This is a genomic window from Mucilaginibacter inviolabilis (assembly GCF_011089895.1).
Classification (GTDB): domain Bacteria; phylum Bacteroidota; class Bacteroidia; order Sphingobacteriales; family Sphingobacteriaceae; genus Mucilaginibacter; species Mucilaginibacter inviolabilis.
The window spans coordinates 1016166-1029059 of the sequence record NZ_JAANAT010000001.1; the positions used below are offsets into that span (position 1 = coordinate 1016166).

11 protein-coding genes are annotated in these 12894 nt (G+C 43.3%); 6 read left to right on the forward strand and 5 right to left on the reverse strand.

Features of this window, described 5'->3' with window-relative positions:
* Positions 1–2: 2 nt before the first annotated feature.
* The 3 genes from G7092_RS04000 to G7092_RS04010 are packed head-to-tail and all read left to right on the forward strand — an operon-like array spanning position 3 to position 3372.
* The gene (locus tag G7092_RS04000) at positions 3–1130 is read left to right on the forward strand and encodes a DUF1972 domain-containing protein (RefSeq protein WP_166086423.1); all 1128 of its coding nucleotides are present in this window, start codon (positions 3–5) and stop codon (positions 1128–1130) included.
* Positions 1108–2427, forward strand: coding sequence for an O-antigen ligase family protein (locus G7092_RS04005; RefSeq protein ID WP_166086425.1), 1320 nt, complete (start codon positions 1108–1110; stop codon positions 2425–2427). The genes G7092_RS04000 and G7092_RS04005 overlap by 23 nt, the downstream gene beginning before the upstream one ends.
* A 24-nt stretch (positions 2428–2451) precedes the next feature.
* The gene (locus G7092_RS04010) at positions 2452–3372 is read left to right on the forward strand and encodes a hypothetical protein (RefSeq protein ID WP_166086427.1); all 921 of its coding nucleotides are present in this window, start codon (positions 2452–2454) and stop codon (positions 3370–3372) included.
* 72 nt (positions 3373–3444) lie between these two features.
* Here the strand turns inward: G7092_RS04010 and G7092_RS04015 are convergent, their stop codons facing one another.
* The 5 genes from G7092_RS04015 to G7092_RS04035 form a co-directional block, all read right to left on the reverse strand.
* Positions 3445–4008, reverse strand: a complete 564-nt coding sequence (locus tag G7092_RS04015) for an REP-associated tyrosine transposase (protein ID WP_166086429.1) — start codon at positions 4006–4008, stop codon at positions 3445–3447.
* Between the two features lie 280 nt (positions 4009–4288).
* On the reverse strand, positions 4289–5110 hold the full coding sequence (locus G7092_RS04020; RefSeq protein WP_166086431.1) for a class I SAM-dependent methyltransferase: 822 nt from the start codon (positions 5108–5110) through the stop codon (positions 4289–4291).
* Positions 5107–6576 (reverse strand): B12-binding domain-containing radical SAM protein, encoded by a 1470-nt coding sequence (locus G7092_RS04025; RefSeq protein WP_166086433.1) that lies wholly within the window; start codon positions 6574–6576, stop codon positions 5107–5109. Before G7092_RS04025 ends, G7092_RS04020 begins: the two co-directional genes overlap by 4 nt.
* Positions 6577–6579: 3 nt before the next feature.
* Positions 6580–7647 (reverse strand): radical SAM protein, encoded by a 1068-nt coding sequence (locus G7092_RS04030; RefSeq protein ID WP_166086435.1) that lies wholly within the window; start codon positions 7645–7647, stop codon positions 6580–6582.
* Between the two features lie 2 nt (positions 7648–7649).
* The gene (locus tag G7092_RS04035; RefSeq protein WP_202985214.1) at positions 7650–9158 is read right to left on the reverse strand and encodes a B12-binding domain-containing radical SAM protein; all 1509 of its coding nucleotides are present in this window, start codon (positions 9156–9158) and stop codon (positions 7650–7652) included.
* 223 nt (positions 9159–9381) lie between these two features.
* On the opposite strand from G7092_RS04035, the gene G7092_RS04040 reads away from it, so the two are divergent.
* The 3 genes from G7092_RS04040 (at position 9382) to G7092_RS04050 (ending at position 12567) form a co-directional block, all read left to right on the forward strand.
* Positions 9382–10122 carry a class I SAM-dependent methyltransferase gene (locus tag G7092_RS04040; RefSeq protein ID WP_166086437.1) on the forward strand — a complete coding sequence of 247 codons (741 nt, stop codon included), beginning with the start codon at positions 9382–9384 and terminating at the stop codon, positions 10120–10122.
* On the forward strand, positions 10122–11288 hold the full coding sequence (locus G7092_RS04045; protein ID WP_166086439.1) for an amidohydrolase family protein: 1167 nt from the start codon (positions 10122–10124) through the stop codon (positions 11286–11288). The genes G7092_RS04040 and G7092_RS04045 overlap by 1 nt, the downstream gene beginning before the upstream one ends.
* A 145-nt stretch (positions 11289–11433) precedes the next feature.
* On the forward strand, positions 11434–12567 hold the full coding sequence (locus tag G7092_RS04050; protein ID WP_166086441.1) for a glycosyltransferase family 4 protein: 1134 nt from the start codon (positions 11434–11436) through the stop codon (positions 12565–12567).
* Positions 12568–12894 lie beyond the last annotated feature (327 nt).

Sequence of the window (12894 nt, forward strand, 5' to 3'; positions counted from 1 at the left end):
CCATGAAATTACGCATAACCATTTTAGGAACCCGGGGCATCCCCAATTATTACGGCGGATTTGAGCATATATCTGAGTATGTATCGGCCGGTTTGGTAAAACGCGGGCACTCGGTAACTGTTTACAATTCGCACAACCACCCCTACACCCAGGACAGCTGGAACGGTGTGGAAATAAAACACTGCTACGATCCGGAATACCTGATTGGTACCGCCGGACAATTCATCTATGATATGAACTGCCTGCTGGATGCCCGTAAAAATAACTTTGATGTGGTGCTGATTATGGGATATACCAGCAGCTCGGTTTGGGGTAGGTTGTATCCAAAAAATAGCACTATCATCACCAATATGGATGGTATGGAGTGGAAACGGTCGAAATACTCCAAACCGGTACAGCAATTTTTAAAATATGCCGAAAAGCTGGCCGTAAAATACAGTCATTATTATGTGGCCGATTCCAGGGTGATCAAATCATACCTGGCCGATAAGTACAACATCAGCAGTGAATACATCCCCTACGGAGCCGATGTGTACTCGGATCAGGAACGTGAACAGTACGACTTTAACGAGGCTATGAAAGAAGATTATTTCCTGCTGATGGCGCGTATGGAGCCCGAAAATAATATCGAAACCATTTTAGATGGCTTTAACAGAAGTAATTCCAACAGAAAGTTCAAGGTATTAGGTGATACGGGCAACCGCTTTGGCAAATACATCACCAACAAATTTAATAACGACGAGCGCATAGAATTTAAAGGGGCTATTTTTGATACCCCAAAAGTACGGTCGCTGCAAAATAACTCCTACCTGTATTTTCATGGGCATAGCGTTGGCGGTACCAATCCGTCCCTGCTGGAAGCCATGGCCAGCGAAGCGCTGATAGCCGCACACAACAACCCTTTCAATAAATCGGTACTGAATACCGACGCTTTTTATTTCTCCAATGCAGGTGAAGTACAGGAGCTGGTGGAAACCGTGCAGCGGAAAGACCCAGAAAAAAGTATGGTAATGAATAACCTCCATAAGATACAGGATCAGTTTAATTGGGAACGGGTGATTGATCAGTATGAGGAATTTATTGTAGAAAGCTATAAACATGCCAATCATGAAGCAATTGTTGCTTATTAATGATACACCAGCCAACAGGATAAGCTATTACCATGTGCTCTTGCTTATGGCAAGCCTGCCTTTTGATATGTTTTACAGCCATATCATTCTTATTAGTTTTACACTGCATACGCTCATTCATCTGGATAAAAGCAGGGTGAAATCATTGCGCTCTTTTAAATTGCTGATATTGCCCTCCGTTTTGTTTATTACCATCATTGCCACCATTTATAGCATCAACCCAAAAGCTGCTTTTAATGAATGGACTTTGCGTATCCCGCTCTTACTGTTCCCGGTTGTGTTCCTGCTCAATGGCCTCGATTGGAAAAAATACCGGGAAAACTTGCTGATGGGGTTTTCGCTGGTATGCGCGTTAACGGTTTTTTACCTGTTCACGATGGTTTTGATTACCGTCAGGTTTTATCATATGCCTTTACGGGCTGTTTTCGGTGAAGGGTTTACCAATCATAATTTCTCGGGTCCATTAAAAATTCACGCTACTTTTTTCTCTTTTCAGCTGGTTATCTCACTGGTTTATCTTTTGTCTGTTTTGATCAGGGGAGTAACATCCAAATGGTTAAGAAATATATATATCATCAGTTGCCTTATCCTGATAAGCGGGATGATTCAGTTGAGTTCCAAATCAATATTGATTATCCTGTTTGTAGCTGTAAATGTGGTACTGCCGCTATACCTGTTACAAGGAAAACAGCGCCGGCGATACATGATTACCGGATGGTTGATCACTGTAACCGGTATCGTCGCTATTTTAAGCATTTCAACTTTTAGAGATCGCTACGTAACCCTCCTGAAAGAAGACGTTTCGACGGATAAAACCCTACCCCGGAACTCTGATTCGCGTTTTGAACGCTGGCGGGTTGCTGCCGCGCGGATAAAAGACAGACCCTTATTAGGGTACGGTTCAGGCTCGGAAGTTAGCCTGCTGAAGGACGATTTTTACAACGCCAAAATGTACAGCTCCTATCTCAACGGACTAAACTCCCACAATCAGTATATCAGTTTCGTTTTGAAATCGGGTGTATGGGGATTGGCTGTTTATATACTGACACTGATTTATGGCTTTAAGATAGCCTTTAAAAGAAAAGATGTGCTATTCATCAGTTTTATGCTGATCATAGCTGTGGTGTCGGTAAGCGAAAACGTACTGGATGTAGATAAAGGTGTGATGTTTTACAGCTTTTTCTTTTCCTTTTTTATGTTCTCTGCTCCTGATTATGAAACCATTATCAGTGAGGAGCAAAAAGCTGATGAATATTTAATTCCGCTGGCAACCAACGTATTGGCTGTTACGTCATAATAGTATACATAAATAAACCGCACCGTGGCAGAGATCAAAAAAAACATATTAGCAACACTGGCTTACTTCGATGTGTTCAACTATCCGCTTACGCGGGAAGAGATAAGTTTGTTTCTGCCCGTTAAATGCGACGCCGTAAGTTTTGATATCGCTATGAGCTGCCTGGTAAGCTGCAGGCTGATTTACCGGTTCGATCGGTTCTACATGCTGAAGAATGACCCCTACCTGGTGAAAAGAAGAAACGAAGGGAACCAGAAAGCTGTCGAAATGATCAAAACGGCACGTAAAGTAGGCAATATTCTTATCCGTTTCCCTTATGTGCGCGGCATTGCTATTTCGGGCTCCTTATCAAAAAATTATGCTGATGCCGAGTCAGACATCGACTTGTTTATTGTTACTGCTCCCAATCGCATGTGGGTGGCCCGTACGCTGATGCACTTTTTAAAGAAACTCACCTTCCTGGTTAATCGTGAACATTACTTCTGCATGAATTATTATATCGATGAACAGCAACTGGAAATTGCCGAAAAGAATATCTACACAGCCACCGAGGTGGTTACCCTGATCCCGATACAGGGTGATACCACCTTTGCCGACTTTTTTACTGCCAACGCCTGGACGCGTGATTATCTGCCCAACCACATCATGCGGGTGTCAACGGCCAAACCTTTAAGCAGATTGCCGCTAAAAAGTCTCGTTGAATGGTTATTGAACAATCGCCTGGGTGAGTTATTGGACAACAAGTTCATGAGGATAACGGCCAGTCGCTGGGAGCAGAAAACCCGCGAGAAAAGGTTAAACGATCATGGTATGCTGCTGGCCATGGCAACCGGTAAGCATTATGCCAAACCAGATCCAAAGAATTTTCAAATTAGTTTGATCAGTCGCTACGAAACAAGGATAGCGCAGTTGCTGGTAGAAAACCAGCATAGCGTAGCGAACTGATACGGTTAAATCACCACTATGTCATTTATCACTCGCGCTTGTTTGCAACGAGTGCTTAAAATGGGTGAGCGTTTAAAACGCGAACCCAAAATCTAATAATACTACATTCATCATTCCCTCTTCACCAGCATAATTTGCAGCCGAACTATATTGATAATACTCAGGTATAATAACAATACCGGCGCGCACAGGATTATTATGAATATAATCCAGCTTCTGTGAAAGTATGCTGGCGTTGTCGCACGCTATTCCGTGATAGCCATCTTGCCATACTTTGTAATCCTGCACACGACTACTATATTTTGTATGGTATTGAAATCGATAAAGGATCCAATCTCTACGACTTTCGGGTTCGTCTTGTATTAGCTTAACTATCTCCTTACTGGTGTATTTTTTAAAATCGCGAATAATGTCTGGTAAAATAGCGGGGTGTTTGGTAGAAACAAGCAGGTGCAAATGATTTGTCATCAAACAATATCCATAAACCTCCAGTCCCTTTTGTTGTTGACAGTAAATTAAAGATTCGATTATAAGTTGCTTATATGCTGGTCTGGTGAAGATGTCAACCCAATCAACAATGGTGAAAGTAACGAAATAAACTTCTTCAGGATTTCTGACACGGTATTGATCTGACATATGGGATAAGGTTTCAACTAAAATAAGGAATATTTTTAGAAGCGATGCAATCGCTTGACCATATTAAGCGCTCGTTGCAAACGAGCGCAAGTGAAACTCTTTTTGTAATTAACCCTATTTTCTCCTTGCGCTCGTTTGCAACGAGTGCTTAACATGGGTTTGCGTTTATAACGCGAAGTCCAAATCTAATGGAGATACTTTTTAGAAGCGATGCAATCGCTTGACCATATTAAGCACTTGTTGCAAACAAGCGCAAGTGAAATACTTCCGAATAGTTTTGTTACTTCTTCTCTAACGAAATAATAAAATAATCGCCCATGTATTTCCAGGGCCAGCGGCTTTTTAATTTATCCTCTTTATTTTTCAGGAGTTGGTAAGCTTTTGGATGCTTTTCGGCAAAGCCTTCTATGTAGGATGGTGGTACGATAGTGCAAAGTCCCTCCATGTGTAATACTTTATATGATTGTTGTAATGTTTTGATAATGAATGATGAATTGTAATACCAGCACTTAAAATAAGTACCCTCAATATGTGCGGTACGTCCCTTGCTGCTAAAAAACCTGCGGAAGGCGGTTTTGAATTTTCCTTTAAAAACCAACAGTGTTTCCCATAGACAAAAGCTTGGAATAACCACCAGGGTTACCTTGCCGCCGGGCTTTAAAAGTTTATCAAAGGATAAAAGAACCTTGTCCAGTTCGCCGGTACAATTGAGACCGCCAAAGTTGGAGAATATATGGTCAAATGGCCCCTGGTTTTGTAATTGCTCCAGTTGGGTAAATGAGCAAATTTCTGTGCTGATCTGGTCGCGGTAAGCTTCTGTTTTTTGGCGCAGTACCTGCTGCATTCCGGTTGATATATCGGTAGCGTGTACCCGGTGACCATTTTGGGCAAAAAACAAGGCATCTTCGCCGGTACCGCTGTTAAGCTCCAGTATACTGCTGTTGGGTGTAAGGTATTGCAAAACATGTTGTCGTACCCTCGCCCGTTTATAGTTAACAATGGTATTGGTGGAGTAGATCTCATCAAAAATAACCGATTGCCGGCTAAAAGCTGTCGAGGCATCGGTTTCGTTAGTACTCGCTATGCTGATACTGTTTGTCATGATGCTTTTTCCAGTTGGTTAAGTTTAAACCGCTCTATCATCATAGCGGGTGCATGGTATAATACGGATGCTGCTTTGCGGATGCGTTTTACGCTCGGTTTAAAGGGATTGCTCAACAGCTGCACCAGACTATGTTTAGCCAGATGCGCGTGATAGTTCTGATGTACGTATTTATGCAACTGTTTGTAGTATGCTGGTTTAAAAGTATTGCTGAACATCAGTGCCATCTCGTCGGAGTCGGTCCAGTTGGTTTTTTGCTGCAGATCGGCCTTTACTTTTTCATAAAACAGCGTACCAGGCAGCGGATACGAAACCGAGATGCCAATTTCATGCGGTAACAGGCGATTGATCATGCGGATGGTTTGCCTGATATCTTCCTTGGTTTCGCCCGGATAACCAAACTGGATAAAGAAAGATGGTTTGATGCCGTGCTTCTTCATCATTTGGGTAGCGGTGTATATCTGTTGTATGGTTGTACCCTTATCCATGGCATCCAATATTTTTTGCGATCCGCTTTCCGCGCCTATCCAAACATTATCACAGCCCGATGCTGCTAAAGCTTCTACGGTTTCATCATCCAGTAACAGATCGGCCCGGGATTGCAGTTTGTATTTAAACTGCAGGCCTTCCTGCTTTACCAGTTTGGCAAATTCAACTACCCAGCCGGGTTTTAAGCCAAAAATATCATCACAAAACCAGATATGATCCATGTTGAACATCTCCTCCATCAGCTTCAGTTCCGTAATCACATTTTCGGGGCTGCGCGAGTTGTAACGGTTGCCATAGATAGGCTTGGCGCACCAGTTGCATTTAAACGGACAGCCGCGGGTGGTACCCACGTTAAGTGAAAAATAGCCTTTATGCTGCAGCCAGCATTCGCGATATGGGGCAATGTTAACCAGATCCCAGGCAGGTAGCGGCAAACTATCCAGATCCTTAAGCACCGGGCGACCCAGTGTTTTAACCGGGACGTTATCCTGAAGATAAGCAAGGCCTTGTATATGAGAAAAATCTTCTCCTTTTTTTATGGTGGTAACCAGTTCCAATAAAGTCTGTTCTGCTTCGCCGATGATCACGAAGTCGGCGCCCTCGGCCAGGTATTCTTTGAAGCGATCGGTTGAATCGGAACTGGCCACAATGACGGTGCAGCCACGCTCTTTGGCCAGTTTGCACATGGCAAAAGCAGCCTCGCGCATATTGGTGAGGCACATTTTGGTGAGATAATTAAAACCATCATCATAGATCACAAAGAAGCCGGGACGGGTTTTATCCAGCAGATCGGTGATCTCCAACGGAGTATGACTGAACATGGTATCAAAAAGCGATACCTGGTAGTTATTTTGCCGCATCAGTGAAGCCGCATATAAAGTGCCCAATGGTGGATATGGCTGCCCCTGAGCCCATTGTTTGGGGTCGAAACGCAAAAAATAGGAATGCGTAAAAAGTATATGATTTAACTGTTCCATAGGTTAAGCGACACTGGTTAATGGCGACAGGTTAAGCGAGCAAACGCATTTTACACAGGTTGAGTGCCCTGAAGTATCCAACGCCTTGCGAAAAGCGATCGCCTCGTCGCTGTTGATGATCTGTTTGAGCGGGGTATCCCTGATATTGCCCATGGTTTCCATAAAAAAACATGGCCGCACAGTGCCATCGGCTTCTACAACTGTTGATACCCAAGGCGCATTGCATTTTTTAAAAGGGAAATCATTCAAGCCATAAAAAGCGGCATAATAATGATAAATGTCCCTGATCTTTTCCCGGCTTTCGGCAATAAAGCGGTTGTCAAATTCTGCAGCGTATTCGGTCATCAGGTAATTGACTACTTCATTCAATTCGGGAAGTTCGCGCTCTGCTATCCGTATTTCATCCTGCCGGGGTTCTTCCCAGGCCTGCTGGCGGTTAAAGGCATGACTGCTTACATCCGCGGGCAAAAAGCTCACCTGGTCGAGTCCCATTTTTTTTGATTCGGCGATAATGGCCGGCCAGTTACGGTAGTTGAGCCGATGTATCACCGTGCGACCGGTTATGCGATAGGCCGGGTTTATTTTTTTGATATACTCCACCCCTTCCTTAAGCTTACGAAAAGCGTTGGGAATGTTCCGGATAGCATCATGCAGGGGTTCATCACCATCTAAGGATACAATCAGATCGTCAACCCAGGTCAACAATTGCTCTGCATTGCTTTTTATGGATAAACCGGTGGTGAGCAGCGTTACTTTGATACCGGCATTTTTAAGGATGCGGCACAGCGCAAAGAAATTGGTATTTAATAAAGCCTCGCCACCAGACATGAGCACTTGCTTGGTACCCAGTTTTTTTAGTGAAGCGAATAAGCCGTTGATATCCGCCTCGGTTAGTTGTTTCAGGTTTTTGTTGTCCTTCCAGATATCACACATCACACAACGGCAGTTACAGGCGCTGTGCGGCATTAATATCACAATGGGTAATGCTGATATCCTATGCGTTTGCAGTGTGCGGTAACGCTTAAAAGTATGATATAACGACTGACCTGGCATAACTAAAATCTTAAACACAATTAAAAACCCTGGATCTCCGGCTGGCGGTATTTCCAGAACCTTTGCAGCAGCTTTATTTCGTATGGATACTTGTACAGATTTGTTTTGTAACGCAGGGTTGAGAGTAATTTGATCGACTTTCTCTTGAGCTCGTTCAGTCTGATATCTGTAACAGTAGGATAAACGCCGTTTAATACGGTTTCAAAATTTCGGATTTTATCTATCATCTCCGGTTTTATCCAAGGTGTTAATGGATTCTTGCGCAGATCAAAACTTTCCCAGGCCGGACTTATCCAGTCTTCCAGTATTTGAGGGTATGCAAAACCCGACTCCAAAACCTGCTTATACAATTCAGATCCCTCTGTGGGCACTGGTGTATAGGTATAAATAACAATTTCGGTTTTAGGATTAACAGCCTTTACCTGTTTAATAAAATTGATCTCGAAATCTATTTGTTTCTGCACTTTCTCTGGCGTTGCTGCCGGTGTGCCTAATACAAATGAATATTCGGGTATAATGTCAAACTTTTTTAATCGCTCCGCAAACCGTATGATCTGCTCTCCGGTTTGGGTACCACCTTTATCCATCTGTTCCAGGATATCGTTATTGCCGCTTTCGGCGCCAAAGAAAATACATTTACAGCCCGATTCGCGGATAATTTCCAGTGATGAATCCTTAAACTTATCCATGGTGTCGATGCGGGCCATGCCCCACCAGGTCATGCTTTCGGGCTTGATGAGTTTGGAAAAATCTACCGCGCGTTTTTCGGATACAAAAAAGTTATTGTCGTGAAATTCTATGGCATCGGCGCCCCACTTGTCTTTAATGTATTTCACATCCTTATAAACCGTTTGTGCCGATTTGGCTTTCCAGCGGGCCTCGTAAATGGGCACCACTGCACAAAAAGAGCAGGTAAACGGACAACCTATACTGGAATGATAAGCCAGTGTATGCTCGCCTAAATAGGTTTTACCCAGGAATTTAGGTATGGGATAAAAATTGTTCAGCTTATCATAAGGCAGTGGCGGTAATGAATCCTGATCAAGCAGATCCTCCTTGATGGTTTTGGTTATTTTACCATCGGCCTTGTAGATCAGGTTTTTGATAAACTCGTATGGTTTACTGTTCTCCAGGGCATCTATCAATAAAGGAAAAGCATTATCACCCGGACCGTTGATAATAAAATCAACATATTTGGAATCCAGTACCACTTTGGGCTGGTTAGAAGGAAAATACCCACCCCAGATCATGGTAGTATAGGGATAATTTATTTTGATGGCTTTGGCTATTTCAATGGCTTGCTTTAACTGCGGGCCGGGCATTACCGTGAAGCCCAGGTAAGCATACTCACCGGTGCTTAAATAGCTTTCTATTTTCTCCATAGGGTCGGCTTCACAATTGCCGTCAACAATGGCCCATTCATATTTTCCTTCTATAGAGGCCGCGATATTGAGGATGGAATTGGGTATACGGTATTTGGCTATAGCGCTTCTGGGGTTAAATAGTATTACCTTATTAATTTTTGCCATACAGATTTATTCTTGACGCATGAATATTTAAAAACTGGTCATTTAATTTTAATGATAAGCGATGGGCTTTTACACCCACCGCTTACACAACCCTAAATCATAAAATTATAACCGTTCATTATACAATACGCTGGGTATTGGGTAGTGGTTGCCTGGGTAAGTAATAAAAAAGCACGGGCAACCTAAGGCCTGTTTGTACCGTAATGTTATAAAGATGAAAACCATGCTGGCAACCATAAAAAATTATTTACAAAAGAAAAGATCATTGGCCACAGTAGCAGAAAAAAGCGCGGTAGACGCCTATGATATCTGGGCCGGAAGCTATGACAGTCAGCCCGATAACCTCATGCTGCATTTGGATGGTCAGCTATTTGAACGGCTCATCAGCAAGGTTGATATCCAAAATAAACAGGTAGCTGATATTGGCTGCGGCACCGGCCGGCACTGGTCGCTGCTGCTTAGTAAAGAGCCTGGTACCTTAACCGGTTTTGATGTATCTGGCGGGATGCTTAAAAAACTTAACGAAAAATATCCGCAGGCGCATACCCACATGATCACCGATAATTTGTTTTCGGTGATCCCTGATGAAACTTATGACGTGATCATATCTACCCTTACCGTAGCCCATATTGAGGATATTGAAGAGGCTATGCAAGCCTGGAGTCGTTTGTTAAAAAGCGGCGGTGAGCTCATCATTACCGATTTTCATCCGCATATACTGGCATCCGGCGGCAAACGGACATTTAAACATAATAACGCCGTGATGGCTGTGCGCAACTATGTGCATCCCATCTACACTATTAAAGATGCTTTGCTCCGGAATAATTTTCAATTGCTTTTACAGAAAGAAATCAAAATAGACGAAACCATGAAGCCTTTTTATGAAAAACAAAATGCCTTGCATGTGTACGAAAAGTATAAAGGTTTCCCGGTGATTTATGGTATTCATTTAAAAAAAGAATAATGATACTCCAGGGGCTGCGAATGGCCGATGGCGGGCAAATTGTAAACGTCAGGATCAATAAAGGCAAAATTGAGGAGGTAACACCTGTGTCAATTACCGGAGATGCTCCTGATTTGCAATTTGACGGTGCCCTTGTATTTCCAGGATTGATCAATTCGCACGATCATCTTGATTTTAACCTTTTTCCGCAATTGGGTAACCGTACCTATAAAAACTATACCGAATGGGGCGCGTATATCCATCAACAATATAAGCCCGAGATAAACCATGTACTGCGGGTGCCCGCTCCGCTGCGTATTAGCTGGGGCATATATAAAAATCTGCTTTGCGGCGTTACCACCGTGGTTAATCATGGCGAACGCTTGCCCCTTGATAATGCCTTGATCAATGTTTTTGAAGAAACACAGGATCTGCACTCCGTAGGATTTGAAAAACTCTGGCGACTGAAACTAAACAACCCATTAAAGCGACATTTGCCCGTGGTGATACATACCGGCGAGGGTACAGATGAAACCGCTTCGACAGAAATTGATAGCCTTATCCGCTGGAATAAAGGGCACCGGTCTTTAATTGGTATCCATGCCGTAGCTATGACGGCGAAACAAGCGGCAAATTTTAAAGGCATTGTCTGGTGCCCGGAGTCCAACTATTATTTGTTGAATAAAACGGCCCCCATCAATCAGTTAAAACTGCATGCCGCTATTTTATTCGGCACCGATTCCACCCTTACCGGTAACTGGAACATCTGGGATCATATCGCCATGGCCCGCAAAACAGGTTTGCTTACCGACGAGGAATTATTTCATTCCCTGAATAATAATGCGGCAAAAATATGGCAGATGAACACCGGTGAAATCAGCTCAGGAGAAAATGCCGACCTGGTAATTGCCCGCATAAAAGATGGTACATCCGCGCTTGATTCTTTCTACAATCTTAACGCTGCCCGTTTGCTTCTGGTGATGCATAAGGGTAATATTCGCCTGTTTGACCAGGAATTATTACAGCAACTGGCACCCGTGTTAAAGGGGGGCGGGTTTAGTTTGATCAGGATAGAAAATACTTACAAATATGTGGAAGGTAACCTGGGTGAGCTGATAGAACAGATTCATGCCTATCTGCCCGAATTTAATTTCCCGTTTGAATTTATGGATCATCAAATATTTTAAAAGGTGAGTAAAAGTGATATAAAGAAAAGTGGGGATGTCACCCTGAGCTTCGTCGAAGGGTTGAGCGCAGAGGCTTACCCGCCATGCTTCGACAGAGCTCAGCATGACACCCCTTTATACTTAAAAAGCACAAGTATTTTAAAAAGTGATAAAGCTGGTTGATCTTACATATTACGCGCATCTCAACTATACTCATGCTGCCCAGGTTAAGGAGAACCATTCCCCTGCCCTGGCCTTTGCGCCTTACCTTATCCATAAGATCGACTTTTGCTTTGTTAAACATGCTTCTTTTGAAGAGCATGTGGTGATGGATGGTGTTCCCTATCATTTTTTTAAAGGGTGTAACCGCTTTTGGTCCATCACGCTAAAAACACATCGGTTCATCAAAAAGCTAAAGCCTGATATTATATTGGTACAGGGGTTCATCTTTCCGCTGCAGGTTATTTTCCTGCGGTTGTTTTGTGGCAGAGGTTTTAAAATCATGATCCAGCATCACGGCGGGCTGCCCTTTAGCGGTATCAAAGGCTGGTTGCAAAAAATAGCCTGTAGTTTTGCCGATGCCTTTATTTTCACCGCTGCCGGTAATGCCGGAGCATGGAAAAGGAGAAACATCATCAAACAGGATGCTCTCATATTTGAATTGCTGGAAGCCTCCACTAACTTTAAACAACAAGACAAGCAAATAAGTAAAACCCGTACCCAAATGACGGGCGAAATCAATCTTTTATGGGTGGGCAGGTTAAACGCCAATAAAGATCCCATGGCCGTTCTGTTAGCTTTTATGCAGTATCTAAAGATAAAACCTACAGCCAAATTATACATGATCTACCAAAGTGAAGATATGATCAATGAGGTAATGGCATTGTTTGCTTCCAGCAAACCGCTGGCAAACGCGGTGGTGTTGGTGGGCCGGGTTGCTAATGAAGAGTTACCGTATTGGTATAGCGCCGCCGATTTTTACATCTCGGGCAGTCATAAAGAAGGCAGTGGTTATGCTTTGCTGGAGGCTATGGCCTGCGGCTGTGTTCCGCTGGTTACCAATATCCCTCCTTATCAAAAAATAACCGGCAATGGCTGGTGTGGTTTTTTATACCCTCCCGGCGACGTAAATGCGCTGGCCAGATTGCTTTATTCTGTAAGTAACGTAGATCGAAAAAAGCTATCTGATGATGTGCTGATTTATTTTCATCAACATCTCACTTTTAAAAATATCGCTGATGATCTGGTGCGTATTTGTGAGCAGATTATGACGCCCATTCAAGCGTCCACGCTTGAATGATTTTTTAGGGTAAGCGTCCACACTTACTTGTCTGATGTTGCAATCGTAAGCATGGACGCTTACTTTAATTGCAGTTCAAGCGAAGGACTCTTGAACTGGCAAGGAGGCTTTTTTTTAGTGTTGTCATCCTGAGGAACGAAGGATCTAATCTACGATTGAAAAGTTCAATAATAGATGCTTCACTGCGTTCAGCATGACAAAATAGTTTCCCTACCCTCTCTTCGCCGCAGGCGAAGAGAGGGTGGTCCAGCGAAGCGTAGACCGGGTGAGTCGGCTTTGCGAGAGGAACTCATGGGATGGTTTACATGTAAACCCACTTTTTGTTGA